Source organism: Lentzea sp. (assembly GCF_036380075.1).
In the GTDB taxonomy this organism is placed as follows: domain Bacteria; phylum Actinomycetota; class Actinomycetes; order Mycobacteriales; family Pseudonocardiaceae; genus Lentzea.
The window spans coordinates 139,870-154,970 of record NZ_DASVFL010000027.1 but is presented as its reverse complement, the minus strand read 5'-3'; the positions used below and the strand labels follow the sequence as shown (position 1 = coordinate 154,970).

The window sequence follows — 15,101 nt, the reverse complement described above, 5'->3', positions numbered from 1 at the left end:
CGGCGTCTCCACCTGCGGCAGGTGCCCGCTGCGGGGCAGCGGCGTGAACGTGGCGCCGGGGATCGCCGCGGCGAACGCGCGGCCGTACTCGACGTCGACGATGCGGTCGCTCTCGCCCCAGACCACGTGGACGGGGACCCGCACCTCGCCGAGCCGCTTCGCGAGCGCCGGGTCGGCCATCGCGGGACCGGTGTAGCCGACCAGGGCCTGGATGTCCGGGCTCGGGCCGGGAGCGCCGGTGGGCCGCGGCGCCTTGCCCGGGTCGTGCCACGACAGCTGCTGGATCTCGGCCGGGGACATGCCCTTCACGTCGGTCTGCGGGTGGCCGTCGACCTCGACGCCGATCCCGTTCACGACCACGACGGCCTGCACCCGCGGGCTGTCCAGCAGGGCGATCTCGGCGGCGACCCAGCCGCCGAACGAGTTGCCGACCACCGTGACGCCGGTCAGGGCGAGCTCGTCGAGCAAGGCGACGTAGGTGCGGGCGAGGTCGGTGACGCCAATGAGGTCGGCGGGCTTCGGCGTGCCGCTGAAACCGGGGTGCGTGGGCACGAGTACGCGGGAGTGCGCGCGGTCGGCCAGCAGGTCGGCGAAACCGGCCATGGTCGCCACGCCGCCACCGCCGTGCAGCAGCAGGAACGGCCGGGTGCGGTCGCGGTCCCGCACGGTCAGCTCGACGGCGCCGAGCGGGATGCGGAGTGAGGAGGTCATCGGTGCTCCCGTGAAGTCAGGTTGCTTAGGTAAGGAACCTTAGATCAGCTTCCTTACCTAAGCAACCTGACCTCACTGGGGTAGTCTCCGTCCATGCCGTACCAGCCCGCCGACGTCGCCCTGGCCGTCAAACGCCTGCAGCACCGCCACCACCGCGCGCTCAGCAAGGCGCTCGCGCCGCTCGGGCTGTCGCTGGTGCAGTGGGACACCCTGCGGCACCTGCACCGCAACCCGGACGCGTCGTTGCACGACCTCGCGGTGCTGACGTTCCAGACCGACCAGTCCTTCGGGTCGCTGGCCACGCGGATGGCCGACCGCGGCCTGGTCGAACGGGTGCCGGGGCCGGGCCGTCCCGTGCGGCACCGGCTCACCGAGGAGGGCGAACGGCTGCGCGCGGCGGGCCAGGAGCTCGCCGACGGCGTCGTGGACCTGTCGTTCCGGCACCTGTCGGCCGACCAGGTCGACCAGCTCGGCGAGCTCCTGCACGCCGCGCTCGCCACCGACCCGACGGCGTGATCACCACCCGCGCAGGCGGCTCCACGTCGTCGGCGGGGCACCGGCGCTGACGACCTGGTAGCGGTCGTGCTGGGCGGCGGTGGCGCAGGCGTGGTTGGGCAGGATCCTCAGCCGGGTGCCGATCGGCAGGTCCGGCACCGGCGTGCCGTCCCGCGTGCTCAGGACGCCGTGCTCCTGGCTCGCGCCGGTCATCAGCAGACCGGGGACCAGGACGCCGGTGTCGTCGGCGACGAGCCCGTAGCCCTGGTCGACGGCCTGCGCCTGCGTGCCGCGGTCCCGCGAGGTGGCCATCCAGCCGCCGTCGGTGAGGACCCAGTTCTTCCCAGGTTGGTGGCCGATGACAGTGACCACGACGGACAACGCCAGGTCGTCGACGGTGCAGACGCCGATGCCCGCCATGACCAGGTCGAAGAAGACGTAGTTGCCCGCGCGGACCTCGGTGACACCAGTGAGGTCGGTCGCCGCATGCGCCGTCGGAGTCGAGCCGACGCTCACGATCGCGCACGGCAAGCCGTTGTCGCGCAACGCGGTGGCAGCCTCCACGGCGACGTCCCGCTCGTTCTGCGCGGCCTTGCGCAGGTCCTCCGGCGTGAAGGCGGAGTACGACTCGCCGGCGTGGGTGAGCACCCCGGCCAGGTTGCCGCCGAGCGCCCGGCCGATCGCGACCAGGGCCGGGTCGGACGGCCTCACGCCGCCGCGGTGGCCGTCGCAGTCGATCTCGACCAGGGCGGGCACGCGCAGGCCCTCATCGGCGGCGAACCGGGCGACCGCCTCGGCCTGCACGAGCGTGTCGAGCAGGACGGTCAGCGTCACGCCGCGGCGCAGCAGGGCGGCGACGCGCGGCAGCTTGTGCGGCGCGATCCCTACGGCGTAGAGGATGTCGTCGTAGCCGGCGTCGGCGAAGTGCTCGGCCTCGGCCAGCGTCGACACGGTGATCGGGCCGCCGTCGTGCACCCGCCGCGCCACCTCGACGGACTTCGCCGTCTTGACGTGCAGCCGGAGCGGAACGCCGAGCGCCCGCAGGTGCTCGCGCAACCGGGCCGCGTTGCGGTCGACCTTGTCCGCGTCGACCAGCGCGTGCGGAGTGTCCACTGTGGTCACGCGGTTTCTCCTGACGAACGGCGCAGCAGCGCGGCGGCGAGGGTGAGGTCCTGCAGGGCGAAACCGGAGCTGTCGAACACCGTCACGTCGTCGTCCGACGTGCGGCCGGGGGCGTCCCCGGCGAGCACCGCGCCCAGCGCCACGGGTGTGCCGGACGCGTGCTGGAACTCGCCGATGGCGCTCGACTGGTCCGGCAGGTCGCAGAACAACGCCGCGCGTTCGTACAGCTCGACGGGCAGCTCCTGCTTGCCGGGACCGTCCGCGCCCATCGCGGAGACGTGCGTGCCGGGCCGGACCCAGCGGGCGTCGAACAACGGCTCGCGGGAGGTCGTGGCCGTCACGAGCACGTCCGCGGCGCAGACCCCGGCCTCCGCGCCGACCGGCTCGGCGGGCAGACCGGTCCTGGCGGTCACATCGGCGGCGAACGCCCGTGCCGCGTCAGCACGTCTACCGACGACGAGCACCCGGTCGATCGGACGCACCCGGCTCACGGCACGGACCTCGTGCAACGCCTGGTGGCCGGTGCCGATCACGGTCAGCGTGCGGGAGTCGTTGCGCGCCAACGCCTGCACGGCCAACGCGTCGGCCGCGGCGGTGCGGTAGGCGTTGGCCGCGGCCGCCTCGACGACGGCCCGCAGCCTGCCGGTCGCGGGGTCGAGCAGCACGATCGTCGAGCTGTGCCGCGGCAGGTCGGTGTTGCCCGGCCAGAAGCTGCCGACCTTCACGCCGGCGAGGTCGCCCGCCGACCCGGACTTGAGGGTGAACCTGTTGTGCGGCACCGAGGAGTGCGCGATCACGACCGGGAACACCGACCCGGTGGCGGTGGCGAGGAACGCCTCCCGCGCGGCGGCCAGCGCCAGGTCGTCGTCGACGAGGGCGGCCGACTCGGACTCGCTGAGGAACACGGGGGTCACGACTTGTCCTTCTTCAGTTCGGCGAGGTCGTTGTACAGACCGGTGCGGGAGATCCCGAGGCGCTTCGCGATGCGGCCCGGCGCGCCGCGCAGGCCGAACACGCCGGCGTCGTTCAGCGACCGGACAAGCGCCAGCCGGTCCTCGCGCCCGAGTGCCGTGACGGGGACGGCGTGCGCGCGTTCGGCGCGCTCGACCAGCGAGTCGACCACCTGGTCGAGGTCGCCGGAGAAGTTCGTCGTGGTGTCCGGCTCCTGCGCGGGGGAGAGCCCGAGCAGGTCGGAGAGCACGCCGGTCGCGCGGGTGATGGCGGAGAGGTCGATGTTGACGCACAGCGCGCCGATCAAGGTCCCGTCCACGTCGCGCAACGGCAGCGTCGTGCACTTGAGCAGCCGCCCGTCCTGCGCGCGGGTGACGTAGCCGACCTCGTTGCGGGCGTCGTCCCCGGCGGCGAGGACGCGCAGGCCGATCTCGCTCATCGCGTCGCCGGCCACCCGGCCCGTGACCGATCCTGCGACGGCGACGACCGACCGCTCCGGGTCGCGGTAGTCGTGCAGCACGACCTCGCAACTGCGTCCGAACGTCGCGGCGATGCCCTCGACGACGGGGGACATCGCCGCGAACACCGCGTCCGCGGTACTGCTGCCGGGCATGACACCTCCAGTGTCTGAACAAACTGTCAGAAGCTGGACGAAGTGTCACACGGGACCCGGCCGGTCGTCACGTCAGGAGTGGGCGACGCCACGCAGGAGCGCCTCCAGGTCCCGTTCGCCCTCGACGGTCTGGGCGCCGGCGGCCATCGCGCCGCTCAGGAGCCGCTGGGCGGCCGGACGCGTGACCAGCGACGCCCACGCGTCGTTCTCGGTGACGAGCCCGGCGCCGAAGCCGGTCGGCGGCAACGCGCGCTTCGCGGCGGCGACCACCCCGTCGGCCAGCGCGGCGATGTTCCGCGCGACCCGGCGGACGTGCTCGTCCAGTTCGGCGGCGGGCACGGCGCGGTTGACCCAGCCGTAGGCCGCGGCGGTGCGGGCGTCGACCAGGTCGCCGGTGAGCACGAGCTCCAGCGCGCGGTTGCGGCCGGCCTTCTCCCGCAGGTACTGGGTGCCGCCCCCGCCGGGCGTGATGCCCATCAACGCCTCGATCTGGCCGAGACCCGCGGTCTCCTCGGCGGCGAATGCCAGGTCGGCGGCGGCGACGACCTCGGCACCGCCGCCGCGTGCCTTGCCCGCGAGCTTCACGATCGTCACCTGCGGCTGGTGGCGGATCTGCTCGCCGACGGCCTGGAACACGTTCACGCCCTCGGGAGCGGAAGCGGCCAGCGCCTCCAGCTCCTCGCGCTGGTCGAGGACGTCGATGTCGACGTGGGCGAGGAAGAACTCGGGGTTCGCGCTCTCGAACACGACCACCTTCACCGAGTCGTCGCTCTCCAGCCCCTTCAGCAGGTCGCGCAGCTCGCGCATCGTCGTGGCGCCGAGGGCGTTCACCGGGGGGTTGTCGAAGACGACCGTCAGCACGCCGTCGTCGGTGCTCGTGCGCAGCGTGGAACTCATGAGCGGATCCGTTCAGCTAGGTATGCGATGAATACCTAGGGTCGATTCTGCTGCTAGCCTCGCGCAAGAACGCACTTCCGCAACACCAGGGATGCCGGAGGACACCACCGTGACCCCACCCGAGCCCGCGGACTTCGTCTTCAGCCCCGACTGCCCGAGCCGGCCGGTCCTCGACCAGATTGCCGACAAGTGGTCGATGATGGCGATGGCCGTGCTGGAGAAACCGACCCGGTTCAACGAGCTGAAGCGGCGGCTCGGCGGGGTGACGCAACGGGTTCTGACGCAGACGCTGCGCCGGTTGGAGCGCAACGGGATGGTGACGCGGACCGTGCTGCCGACGTCCCCCGTCGGCGTCGTGTACTCGCTGACGCCGATGGGGGAGTCGTTGCGCGAGCCGTTCGGGCTCCTCTACGCCTGGACCGTCGAGCACAGCGAGCAGATCCAGCGGTGCCGGCGGCAGTACGACGACCAAGTGGCGAGGGTCTGAGCCCGCGGCGTCAGTTGGCCACCAGCCGCCAGCGGTTGTCCGCGCTGCCGTTGTCCGAGTCCTGCACCACCTGCGCGCCCGCGGCCGTCGAGCCGTTGAGGACGCCGAGCAGCTTTCCGCTGTTGGCGTTGCGGATCCGGTGGGTGCCGTCGCCGTTGGCGATCAACGTCCACCGGTGGTCGGCGGTGCCGGTGTCGCCCCACTGGAGCACGCGCGCGTTGTCGGCCGTGGACATGTTCTCCACCCCCAGCACCTTGCCGCTGTGGACGTTGCGCAGCCGGACGTCGGAACCGTCGGTGATCACCTGCCAGTTGTGGTCGGCGGTGCCGCTGTCGTGCCATTGCACGGCCAGCCCACCGTCCGAAGTGGACATGTTCTGGATGCCGAGCACCATGCCCGTGCCGGCGTTGACGAGCCGGTAGCTGCCGGCTCCGCCACCGGCGTTCCAGTAGACGGTGTAGTTGAAGCCGTGCGCGTCGTGGAACGGGCCGAGGGTGACCTGCGCGCCGTTGGCCGTCGCGGTGAACGCCAGCGACGACGTGCTGGTGCGGGTGACGGAGCCGACGTCCAGCGACGGCAACGAGGACAGGCTCGTGTTGCCGTAGTTGCCCGCGAGCACCGCCGGGCCGTAGGTGAGCGCGACGACGCCGGAGTTGTCGTTGGCGGGCTGGGCCGTCACGCGCATCGGCAACCGCAGCGCCACCACGTCGCCCGAGGTCCACGTCCGCGTCAGCGAGGCGTAGGTGCCGGGCGTGGTGGTCAGGTTCTGCGCGACGCCGTTGACGCTGACCGTCGCGCCCGTGGTCCAGGCCGGGATGCGGAACCGCATCGTCCACGACCCGCCCGCGGTGCCGGTGACGGTGAACGTCGTGGTGTCGCTCGCCGGGTAGGTCGTGCTCTGGGTGACGGTGATGCCGCGCGACGACCACGTCAGCACCGACGGCGCGTACAGGTTCACCGTCAGCGTGGTGCCGGAGTAGAAGTAGATCGAGTCGGCGAGCTTGGTGTTGGTCTCGATGCCGGTGCCCTGGCAGCACCAGAACGTGCCGTAGTCGGTGCTCCAGTTGCCGCCGCCCCAGGCGGGACCGGTGTTGCCGCGGCGGTGGCCGGGGTTGAGGCCGGTGAAGTAGCAGATGTGGCCGTGCGGGTCCGCCGGGTTCTGCTGGCCGATCAGGTGGTTGAGCAGGGCGCGCTCGTAGTAGTCGAAGTAGGCGGCCCTGCCGGGGTCGGTCAGCCACAGCTCCCTGGTCAGCTTCAGCATGTTGTAGGTGTTGCAGGCTTCGCACGTGTCGGTGTTCAGGTACGCGGCGATGGCGTTGGGAGCGCGGAAGTGCTCGGCCTGGCTGTTGCCGCCGATGACGTAGGTGTGCGCGGTGACGGTGATGTTCCAGGCGTTGAGCGCGATGTCGCGGTACCGGGTGGTGCCCGTCGCCTTGTACTCGCGGGCCGCGCCGATCCACTTCGGCACCTGCGTGTTGGCGTGCAGGCCGCTCAGCCGGTCCTGGCCGGACGCGAGCGGGTCGAACACCGCGGCGTGGTCGAACCGCTGCGCCGTCGCCAGCCACCGCGCGTCACCGGTCTGCTGGTACAGGTCGGTGAGCACCGCGTTCATGCCGCCGAACTCCGTGCCCAGGACGCGCTGCATCGTGGCGTACGACAGGCGGGCCGTGCGCGTGTCCACCCACGCGGCGACGCGCAGCAGCACGTCCCGCGCCTGGGTGTTGCCGATGTAGCGCCACGCGTCCAGCAACCCGGCGAGCGTCTTGTGCAGGGAGTAGTACGACACCGCCTTCGGCGACCCGGCCTCCAGCGCGTCGAAGTCCGACTCGGGGAAGCCGGCGAGGTAGCCGGTGGCGAACCCGGCCGCGGAGTTGTTCGCCTGGCACTTGGCCAGTTCCGCGACCATGTAGTTCGCCCGGTCCCGGCACGTCGTGTCGCCGAGGACCGCCCACGCCTGCGCCCAGGCCGTGAGGAAGTGGCCCTGGCTGTGCGTGCGGAACGGGAAGTTCGGGGCCTCCCAGCCGCCCAGCGCGGCGGCACCGCCGGTGGACAGGCGGTGGTTGGCGCGGAAGGTGTAGAGCAGCCGGTCGACGTCGACGAACCGGAGGTAGGACAGGGTGCGGTTCTGGTTGTCGAGCCACCGGCCCTGGGTCAGCCGGACCTCGGACAGGTCGAAGGCGTAGGCCGACACCCCGGCGTCGCCGCGCGCGGGAGGCACCGAGGCCGCCTGCGCCGCACCGGCGGTGAGGGCCGGAGCCGTGGTCGCGAGTGCGGCCACCCCCGCGGCCTGGAGAAGCCTGCGACGACTCAACGAAGACATGGTGCGCTCCACCCGCTCGGCAACGCTGCCCGTCCAGGTGTAGTGGCGGCCGCCGCAGGTGGTCAACGCTAAATGTGAGCGTTAACTTTAGCTCCGGTGAAGCCGGAACCCGGCCGGGATGTTATCGCTCACACGATCAGCGGGGTTCGGTGCTGAAGGTCTGGGAGCCCACGACGCCCAGCAACGCCAGCGCCTCGGCGTCGCGGGACCCGGCGGGTGCGCTGTAGAGGACCAGGTGCTGGTCGCGTTCGCCGAGCTCAAGGGTGTCGCAGTCGACGGTGACCTTCCCGACGAGCGGGTGGTCGAACGACTTCGTGAGCACCGTCGCCGCCTGCACGTCGTGCCGCTCCCAGAGCCGCGCGAACTCGGGGCTGCCGGCGAGCAGCTCGTCGACGAGCCCGGTGATCGCGGGGTCGGTGGGGTAGCGCGCGACGACCGTCCGGAGCCGCATGACGGCGTGGTGCCGGAACTCCGTGGCGTCGGACATCCCGTACAGCGACCGGTCCGGGTCGAGGAACGCGCGGCGCGCCAGGTTGCGGTCGCGCGGGGCGAGCTCGCGGAAGTCCTCCATCAGCGCGGCCATGAGGTCGTTGCACGCCAGCACCTCGAACGCCGCGGACACGACGAACGCCGCCGTCTGCGGCAGCCGGTCGAGCAGCGCGAGGATGCTCGGCCGGACGTCCCGGCGGTGCAGGCCGGCGCGGTTCGGCGAGGTGCCCGCGAGGACGTGCAGGTGGCCGGACTCGTCGTCGGTGAGCAGCAGGGCGCCCGCGATCCCGGCGAGGACCTCCGCCGACGGGCGCGGCGCGCGGCCCTGTTCGAGCCGGACGTAGTACTCGGTGGAGATGTGCGCCAGCACCGCGACCTCCTCGCGGCGCAGGCCGGGCGTGCGGCGGCGCGGGCCGGAGGGCAGGCCGACGTCCTCCGGCCGCAACCGTTCCCGGCGGCTGCGCAGGAAGTCCGCGAGCTGCTGCTTGTCCATGGCACGAGTATGGCCGTGCCGCGGCGGCGGAGCCTGGTACCGCTTGTACCTGTATCCGGTCGCGGACGGGATCGAGGCTGGTCACCATGACGAACAACAACTCCGCCGGTCTGCTCGCCGGCAAGGTCGTGCTCATCACCGGCGCCAGCCGCGGCATCGGCGAGGCGGCGGCGCGGCTCTTCGCCGAGGAAGGCGCCTCCGTCGTGCTCGCCGCCCGCGGCGCCGACGCCCTCGACACCCTGGTGGAGGAGATCCGGGCCGACGGCGGCACCGCCGACGCGGTCTCCGTCGACCTCGGCGACCGCGACAGCGTCCGTGCTGCCGTCGCCAGGGTCGAGGAGCTGCACGGTCGGCTCGACGGCGCCTTCAACAACGGCGCGACGATCCAGCAGCCCGGCCCGATCGACCAGACCAGCGACGACGACATCGACCGGCAGTTCGCGGTCAACTTCCGCGGCCACTGGACCGCCATGACCGCCGAAGCCGCCCTCATGCGCCGCCACGGCGGCGGCGCGATCGTGAACACCTCCAGCATCGGCAGCCGCCGGGCGAACCCGGTGCTGCCCGCCTACGGCGCGATGAAGCGCGCGCTCAACAGCATCACCGAGAGCGCGGCCGTGACGTGGGCGCCGGAGGGGATCCGGGTCAACGGCATCACCCCCGGCGGCACCGCGACGGCGATGATCGACGCGTGGGAGGCGGCGACGCCCGGCATCGTCGAGCAGCTCGCCAAGTCGGTCCCGATGGGGCGCATGGCCGAACCGCGCGAGGTCGCCGAGGTGGCGGCGTGGCTGCTCAGCGACCGCGCGTCGATGGTGACCGGCGCGATCGTGCCGGTCGACGGCGGGGCGGGCGCCTGACGAGGACAGGGGCGGCCCGGTCCGGGCCGCCCGCCCGCGTCACCTCTGCTGCAACTTCGCCAGCGTGAGGACCTCGCCGCGGATGCCCCAGCCGCCGTCCACGACCTCGTCGACGAGGACCATCGTGTTGGCGCGCACGGCGTCTCCGAACGTCTCGGCGTAGAGGTCGGTGACCTTCTCGACGAGACTTTGCTTCTGCTCCGCGGACAGCAGTCCGGCGGGAACCTTCAGGTTGGCGAATGGCATGACGTGCTCCTTTTCGTTGTGCCGCCAACACTTCCCGCTGTGCGGAGGCCGGACCAGTTGCCGTTCACCCCGGGGTTGGCGTCCCCTGGCTGAGCCACCGCCGTTCGCGCAGACTGGGGACGTGAACCTCGTTGAGCTCGGCCTGTTCCTCCAGTCGCGGCGTGCTCGCATCACGCCCGCCGAGGTGGGCCTGCCGACGGGCTCGCGCCGCCGCGTGCCCGGACTGCGCCGTGACGAGGTCGCCCAGCTGGCCGGGGCGTCGGTCGACTACTACATCGAGCTCGAACGCGGCCGCGGCGCTCAGCCGTCCGCGCAGATGCTCGTCGCGCTGGCCAGGGCCCTGCGGCTGGACAACGACGAACGCGACCACCTGTTCGTGCTCGCGGGCAGGCCCGTTCCACCGGCGCACGGCGTCTCGGCGCACGTGTCGCCGGCGATGCTCGCGTTGCTCGACCGGCTCGACGGCACCCCGGCCCGGATCATCACCGACCTGCACGAGACGCTGGTGCAGAACCGGCTCGCGACGGCGCTGCTCGGCCCGGCTCCCCGGGAGAGCTTCATCGCGCAGTGGTTCACCGACCCCGCCGTCCGCGCGGTGTACCCCGAGGACGACCACCCGCACCACTCGAAGGTCATGGTGTCCGACCTCCGCGCCGCCGTCGCCCGGCACGCGCCTTCCGGTGCGGCCGCGGCGATGGTCACCCGGCTCCGCGAGATCAGCGAGGAGTTCGCGGCGCTGTGGGACACCGGCGACGTCGCCGTCCGCCGGGGTGAGCAGAAGCGGATCGTCCACTCCGAACTCGGCGTCGTCGAGGTGTTCTGCCAGAACCTGTTCAGCGAGGACGGGCATCAGCGCCTCCAGTTCTTCGTGCCCGTGCCCGGCACTCAGGCCGTGGACCAGCTGCGCCTGCTCGACGTGATCGGCGTGCAGCAGTTCGCCCGCTGAGTCACCACGGGACCACCTGGTTCTGGTAGTCGACGAAGTGCAGGCCCTTCTCGCCCGCGCGGGACTCCACCGCGTCCACCACGCCGGGGACGCTCTCGTCGACGTCCAGCAACGCACCGGGGCCGCCGAGGCCGGTGCGCACCCAGCCCGGGTTGAGCAGCAGCAACGTCCGCGAGCCCGCGGCACGCGCCGCGTAGCTGCGCATCAGCTGGTTGAGCGCGGACTTGCTGGCGCGGTAGACCTCGTGGCCGCCGTTCGTGTTGAGCGCCAGGCTGCCCTGCTTGGACGACATGACGGCGATCGTGCCGGTCTCGGTGACCAGCGGGCCCAGCGTCTCGACCACGCGCAGCGGGCTGAGCGCGTTGGTGACCATGACCTGCGTGAACGACTCCGTGGTGACCTCGCCGGCCGGGACGTCGGCGTGCGCGATGCCCGCGTTGACGAACAACAGGTCGAGGCTCCGGCCGGCCAGCCGGTCGTGCAGGGCGTGGATCTGCTGCTCCTCGGTCACGTCCAGGTGCTCGACCTCCAGCCGGTCGCCGGCCAGGTCGTGCAGGCCCGTGCGCTGCTCGCCGCGCACGGTGCCGATGACGTGCCAGCCGCGGCGGTGCAGTTCGGCCGCGACGGCCAGGCCCAGGGTGCGGGAGGCACCGATGACGAGGGCTGTCTTGCTCATGGAGGAACTCTTCCTGTTTCGAAACACGGTGTATCGAAACGCTAGCAGTTGCGATACATCGTGTCCAGATATCCTGTCCCCGTGACCAGTCCCGGTGGCCGCCCGCGCAGTGAAGAGGCGCGGCTCGCGGTCCTGCACGCCGTCGACGACCTGCTGATCGAGGTCGGCTACGCGGCGATGACCATGAAGAGCGTCGCCGAACGGGCGGGCGTGTCCCGCGCGACCGTCTACCGCTGGTGGTCCACCAAGGCGGAGATCCTCTTCGAGGCCAGCGTCCTCGACTCCGAGAAGGAGCTCGCCGTCGCGGTGTCCGGCGACCCGCGCGCCGACCTCACCGCCTACCTGGAGGCGCTGGCGGAGTTCCTCTGGCGCTCACCGGCGGGCATCGCCTACCGCGTCCTGCTCACCGAGGCGCGCGGCGACAGCGCCGTCGCCGCGCTGCTCGGCTCGAAGGACGTGCTCGGCGACAGCGCCCGCGCCGTGCTGGACCGGGTCGTGCCGGAGCTGGACCCGTCCACCCGGGACCGCGCCACGGCGTCGCTGATCGGCCCGACGTTCTTCTGGGTCACCAGCGGCCGCGACCCCTCGCTGCTCGGCGCGCGGGAGCTGGCCGAGGCGTTCCTGCGCTCAGCGGGGCTGTGAGAAGCGCTCCCGCAGGAACGCCACCGCCCCGGCCACGCCGAACGACTGCTCGTCGCCGTGCGCCTGTCCCTCGTGCTCGACCATGACGACGTCGGCGCCGCGCGCCCGGTACTGCGCGGCCAGCTCCCGTGCCGCCGAGATCGGGAGCAGCTCGTCGGCCGTGCCGTGGTACACCAGCACGGGCGCGGTCGGGGTGCCGCCCATGCCGACCGGGCTCAGTCGGTGCGCGAAGTCGCGGAACGAGCCCGAGGTGAGCGACCCCGGCGCCGCCTCGAACTGCTGGATCGTCGCAAGGTGCGGTCCCGCCACGATGGCCGCGCCCGCACACCCGTGCGCGACCTTGTCCGCGGAGGTCCGTCCGTAGGCGTTGAGGTACCGGTCGACGTCGGCCTTCGGGTTGGCGTTGCGCAGGGCCGCGAGTCCGAACGGGATCCAGCCGGAGAAGACCTGACCGCTGATCGTCGCCAGGGCCGCGTTCACGTCGGCCGGCACGCCGCCCTGGGCGATGGCGCTGATCTCGAGCTCCGGGGCGTACCGCGCCTGCCGCTGCGCGGCCGATGCCGTGGCCAGGCCTCCGCCGGAGTATCCCCACAGCCCGAGGGGAGCGTCGCGGTGTACACGGGCGAGCGGGAACGACCGTGCCGCGCGGAGGCCGTCGAGCACGCCGTGGGCCGCGGCCTCGGTGCCGAGGAACTCGGACTTCGGGCCCTCGTAGTCCGGGACGACCACCGCCCAGCCGCGGTGGACGGCGTCCGCGACCTGGCCGCGGTCGAACCGGGCCTGGGCCTCCGACGGCGCGTCGTACGTCACCGAGCCCGCGCGCAGCAGGTACGACGGCGCGCACGTGGTGGCCAGACCGTCCTCGGGCGTCTGGTACGACAGCAGCGGCCGTTCACCGGGACCCGTCCAGCGGGCCGTCGGGACCAGCAGCGTGCCGGCCGTGGCGGTGGGTTTTCCCGCGTTGTCACGGGTCTTGTACAGCAGCTGCCAGACGTGCGCCGGTGCCGGGACGGCCAGCGCGGACGACGGGAGGCGCCGCCATCGCAGCACCGCGCCGTCGGGCCGGGAGTCCAACCGGGACGGTGGGCGGTAGAAGGGGTCGTCGTCCGGCGCCAGGACCTCGGTGGTGGCGGAAGCCGGTGCCGCGGGGGACAGGACGGGTGTGACGAGTGCCGTGACGGCCAGGGCGGCCGCCAGGGTCACCGTGCGCAGACGGGTGGGCATGGTGGAACTCCTTCTCTCACAGGTAGGTGACGCCGGTCAGGTCCTGGGCCGCGGCCCACAACCGGGTCCCGGTGGCGGGGTCGGCGGCCGCGGCGCTGGGACGGACCTCGGCCATGTGGCCCCGTCGCTCGCCGCGCCCGGACGGCCCGAAGAACTGGCCTCCGCGCACGCCGGGTGCGGTCGCGGCGTAGAGCTGGGGGAGGACGCCGCGGTCGACCGGCTGCGTCTGCAGCAGGAAGGCGCGCGCGAGGACCCGGCCGGCCAGGCCGTAGTCCTCCCACGCCCGCGGCGCGAGGTTCGTGCCGGTCACTCCCGGATGGGCGAGCACGCTCGTGATGGACGAACCCGCGGCGCGCAGGCGCCGGTCCAGCTCCAGCCCGAAGACGGTGTTGCCGAGCTTCGACCGGCCGTAGGCGCGGCTGCCGCTGAAGTCCCGCTCCGACATGAGGTCGTCGAAGTCGAGGACGGCCGGCTTGTGCGCCACCGAGCTGAGGCTCACGACCCTGGCGGCCTCCGCGCGGCCCAGCGCGCCGAGCAGCAGGCCGGTGAGGGCGAAGTGGCCCAGCACGTTGGTGCCGAGGTGGAGCTCGAACCCGTCGGCGGTCGTGCGGCGCTGTCCGACCAGGACGACCCCGGCGTTGTTGACGAGGAGGTCGATCGCGGGGTGGTCGGCGGCCAGCTCGTCCGCGAACGCCCGCACCGAGGCGAGCGACGCCAGGTCCAGCCGGCGCACTTCGAGCTCGGCGCGCGGATTGGCCGCCCGGATCCCGGCGGCGGCCCGCCGTCCCGCGTCGAGGTCGCGCACGGCGAGCACGACCCGCGCCCCGCGCCGGGCCAGTTCGGTGGCGGTGCTCAGGCCCAGGCCCGAGTTCGCGCCCGTCACGACGGCGACGCGGCCGGTCTGGCCGGGGACGTCGGCGGCGGTCCAGTTGATCATGATGCTCCCTGTGCTCGCTGTTCCACGGCGAACCTAGGGAGGGTTTCGAGGACGTCGGTCGTACTGCTGTGCCTGGGAATCTGAGACCCACCTTCGCGGTGCCACCCGCTGGCAGACTGTCCCCATGGGCAGCAAGCACCTGCACGCACGCGAGCTCGGCACCTTCCTGCGCGCTCGCCGGAGCCGCCTGCGCCCGCAGGACGTGGGGCTGGAGCCCGGCGGCCGGCGCAAGGTGCCCGGACTGCGCCGCGAGGAGCTCGCGCTGCTGGCCGGGCTGAGCACGGACTACTACCAGCGCATGGAGCAGGGCAGGGAGGTGCGGCCGTCGGACGACCTGCTCGACGCGCTCGCCACGGCCCTCAACCTCGACGAGCAGGAGCGCCGCCACCTGTTCGCCCTGGCCGACGCGGTCCGGCGGGGCACGCCCGAGGCCCAGGACGAGGTGCCCGCCCCCACCCGGCACCTGCTGCTGTCGATGGACACCCCGGCGTTCGTGCTGAGCCGCCACCTCGACGTGCTGGCCTGGAACCCGCTCGCCGAGGCGTTGCTCGGCCACCCGGCGAACACCCGGCCGGAACAGCGCAACCTGCTGGTGGCGCTGTTCATGGACCCGCACGTCCGATCGCGGTGCGCGCACTGGGAGACCTTCGCGACGCAGTACATCAGCATGCTGCGCGCGACGGTCGCCGCCGACCCGTCGCACCCGCGCGGCACGGCCGTCGTCGGCGAGCTGAGCATCCGCAGCGCCGAGTTCCGGCGGCTGTGGGACCAGTACGACGTGCACTCGCCCGTGCGGGGGCGCAAGGTGTTCCACCGCGAGGGGATCGGCGAGATCACCCTCGACTGGGCCACCTACCCGTTGCCCGGCAGCCCCGGCCCGGTGCTGATGGTCTACACCGCCGAACCGGGCAGCGCGGACGCCGACCGGCTGCGGCTGCTCGCGGCACTGCACGCGCAGGGCCAGCGCTAGCGGACCCCGCGGCTCGCGGAAG

Annotated in this window: 17 protein-coding genes; 6 read left to right on the top strand and 11 right to left on the bottom strand. The window is 72.5% G+C overall.

Annotated features, from left to right (window positions below; translation table 11 throughout):
* On the bottom strand, positions 1-711 hold a 711-nt coding region (locus VF330_RS03380), incomplete at its 3' end, for an alpha/beta hydrolase (RefSeq protein ID WP_330849993.1).
* Between the two features lie 93 nt (positions 712-804).
* On the opposite strand from VF330_RS03380, the gene VF330_RS03375 reads away from it, so the two are divergent.
* Complete coding sequence (locus tag VF330_RS03375) at positions 805-1,227, top strand: MarR family winged helix-turn-helix transcriptional regulator (protein ID WP_330849992.1); 423 nt, start codon at positions 805-807, stop codon at positions 1,225-1,227.
* On the opposite strand, the gene VF330_RS03370 is transcribed toward VF330_RS03375, so the two are convergent.
* From VF330_RS03370 to VF330_RS03355, 4 genes are all read right to left on the bottom strand, one after another.
* On the bottom strand, positions 1,228-2,328 hold the full coding sequence (locus VF330_RS03370) for an alanine racemase (protein ID WP_330849991.1): 1,101 nt from the start codon (positions 2,326-2,328) through the stop codon (positions 1,228-1,230).
* The gene (locus VF330_RS03365; protein ID WP_330849990.1) at positions 2,325-3,242 is read right to left on the bottom strand and encodes an ornithine cyclodeaminase family protein; all 918 of its coding nucleotides are present in this window, start codon (positions 3,240-3,242) and stop codon (positions 2,325-2,327) included. The genes VF330_RS03370 and VF330_RS03365 overlap by 4 nt, the downstream gene beginning before the upstream one ends.
* Positions 3,239-3,892 (bottom strand): helix-turn-helix transcriptional regulator, encoded by a 654-nt coding sequence (locus VF330_RS03360; protein WP_330849989.1) that lies wholly within the window; start codon positions 3,890-3,892, stop codon positions 3,239-3,241. The genes VF330_RS03365 and VF330_RS03360 overlap by 4 nt, the downstream gene beginning before the upstream one ends.
* A gap of 72 nt (positions 3,893-3,964) precedes the next feature.
* Positions 3,965-4,789, bottom strand: coding sequence for an enoyl-CoA hydratase/isomerase family protein (locus VF330_RS03355; RefSeq protein ID WP_330849988.1), 825 nt, complete (start codon positions 4,787-4,789; stop codon positions 3,965-3,967).
* Between the two features lie 109 nt (positions 4,790-4,898).
* Here VF330_RS03355 and VF330_RS03350 point away from each other — a divergent pair, with 109 nt between their 5' ends.
* Positions 4,899-5,276 carry a helix-turn-helix domain-containing protein gene (locus tag VF330_RS03350; protein WP_330849987.1) on the top strand — a complete coding sequence of 126 codons (378 nt, stop codon included), beginning with the start codon at positions 4,899-4,901 and terminating at the stop codon, positions 5,274-5,276.
* A gap of 10 nt (positions 5,277-5,286) precedes the next feature.
* Here VF330_RS03350 and VF330_RS03345 read toward each other — a convergent pair whose 3' ends face one another.
* Positions 5,287-7,596, bottom strand: a complete 2,310-nt coding sequence (locus VF330_RS03345) for a beta-L-arabinofuranosidase domain-containing protein (protein ID WP_330849986.1) — start codon at positions 7,594-7,596, stop codon at positions 5,287-5,289.
* Positions 7,597-7,732: 136 nt separating this feature from the next.
* Complete coding sequence (locus VF330_RS03340) at positions 7,733-8,578, bottom strand: helix-turn-helix transcriptional regulator (protein ID WP_330849985.1); 846 nt, start codon at positions 8,576-8,578, stop codon at positions 7,733-7,735.
* Positions 8,579-8,664: 86 nt separating this feature from the next.
* Between VF330_RS03340 and VF330_RS03335 the strand changes: the two genes are divergently transcribed.
* Positions 8,665-9,438, top strand: a complete 774-nt coding sequence (locus tag VF330_RS03335) for an SDR family oxidoreductase (RefSeq protein WP_330849984.1) — start codon at positions 8,665-8,667, stop codon at positions 9,436-9,438.
* A gap of 39 nt (positions 9,439-9,477) precedes the next feature.
* On the opposite strand, the gene VF330_RS03330 is transcribed toward VF330_RS03335, so the two are convergent.
* The gene (locus VF330_RS03330) at positions 9,478-9,684 is read right to left on the bottom strand and encodes a 4-oxalocrotonate tautomerase family protein (protein ID WP_330849983.1); all 207 of its coding nucleotides are present in this window, start codon (positions 9,682-9,684) and stop codon (positions 9,478-9,480) included.
* Between the two features lie 121 nt (positions 9,685-9,805).
* On the opposite strand from VF330_RS03330, the gene VF330_RS03325 reads away from it, so the two are divergent.
* A complete protein-coding gene (locus VF330_RS03325) occupies positions 9,806-10,630 on the top strand; it encodes a helix-turn-helix transcriptional regulator (protein WP_330849982.1) in 825 nt (274 codons plus the stop codon).
* A gap of 1 nt (position 10,631) precedes the next feature.
* On the opposite strand, the gene VF330_RS03320 is transcribed toward VF330_RS03325, so the two are convergent.
* Positions 10,632-11,306 (bottom strand): SDR family NAD(P)-dependent oxidoreductase, encoded by a 675-nt coding sequence (locus tag VF330_RS03320; RefSeq protein WP_330849981.1) that lies wholly within the window; start codon positions 11,304-11,306, stop codon positions 10,632-10,634.
* Positions 11,307-11,387: 81 nt separating this feature from the next.
* Between VF330_RS03320 and VF330_RS03315 the strand changes: the two genes are divergently transcribed.
* Positions 11,388-11,948: a TetR/AcrR family transcriptional regulator gene (locus tag VF330_RS03315; protein ID WP_330849980.1), complete on the top strand. Its 561-nt coding sequence runs from the start codon at positions 11,388-11,390 to the stop codon at positions 11,946-11,948.
* Here VF330_RS03315 and VF330_RS03310 read toward each other — a convergent pair.
* Together VF330_RS03310 and VF330_RS03305 are read right to left on the bottom strand one after the other, a co-directional pair.
* The gene (locus tag VF330_RS03310; protein WP_330849979.1) at positions 11,934-13,172 is read right to left on the bottom strand and encodes a lipase family protein; all 1,239 of its coding nucleotides are present in this window, start codon (positions 13,170-13,172) and stop codon (positions 11,934-11,936) included. The genes VF330_RS03315 and VF330_RS03310 overlap by 15 nt on opposite strands.
* 16 nt (positions 13,173-13,188) lie before the next feature.
* On the bottom strand, positions 13,189-14,109 hold the full coding sequence (locus VF330_RS03305; protein WP_330849978.1) for an oxidoreductase: 921 nt from the start codon (positions 14,107-14,109) through the stop codon (positions 13,189-13,191).
* Positions 14,110-14,233: 124 nt separating this feature from the next.
* Here VF330_RS03305 and VF330_RS03300 point away from each other — a divergent pair, with 124 nt between their 5' ends.
* A complete protein-coding gene (locus VF330_RS03300) occupies positions 14,234-15,079 on the top strand; it encodes a helix-turn-helix transcriptional regulator (RefSeq protein ID WP_330849977.1) in 846 nt (281 codons plus the stop codon).
* The last annotated feature ends 22 nt before the right edge of the window (positions 15,080-15,101 follow it).

Coding starts and splice junctions, on each gene's coding strand:
- VF330_RS03375 (WP_330849992.1), top strand. CDS start 805: ATGCCGTACCAGCCCGCCGACGTCGCCCTGGCCGTCAAACGCCTGCAG.
- VF330_RS03360 (WP_330849989.1), bottom strand. CDS start 3,892: ATGCCCGGCAGCAGTACCGCGGACGCGGTGTTCGCGGCGATGTCCCCC.
- VF330_RS03355 (WP_330849988.1), bottom strand. CDS start 4,789: ATGAGTTCCACGCTGCGCACGAGCACCGACGACGGCGTGCTGACGGTC.
- VF330_RS03345 (WP_330849986.1), bottom strand. CDS start 7,596: ATGTCTTCGTTGAGTCGTCGCAGGCTTCTCCAGGCCGCGGGGGTGGCC.
- VF330_RS03340 (WP_330849985.1), bottom strand. CDS start 8,578: ATGGACAAGCAGCAGCTCGCGGACTTCCTGCGCAGCCGCCGGGAACGG.
- VF330_RS03335 (WP_330849984.1), top strand. CDS start 8,665: ATGACGAACAACAACTCCGCCGGTCTGCTCGCCGGCAAGGTCGTGCTC.
- VF330_RS03330 (WP_330849983.1), bottom strand. CDS start 9,684: ATGCCATTCGCCAACCTGAAGGTTCCCGCCGGACTGCTGTCCGCGGAG.
- VF330_RS03320 (WP_330849981.1), bottom strand. CDS start 11,306: ATGAGCAAGACAGCCCTCGTCATCGGTGCCTCCCGCACCCTGGGCCTG.
- VF330_RS03310 (WP_330849979.1), bottom strand. CDS start 13,172: ATGCCCACCCGTCTGCGCACGGTGACCCTGGCGGCCGCCCTGGCCGTC.
- VF330_RS03305 (WP_330849978.1), bottom strand. CDS start 14,109: ATGATCAACTGGACCGCCGCCGACGTCCCCGGCCAGACCGGCCGCGTC.
- VF330_RS03300 (WP_330849977.1), top strand. CDS start 14,234: ATGGGCAGCAAGCACCTGCACGCACGCGAGCTCGGCACCTTCCTGCGC.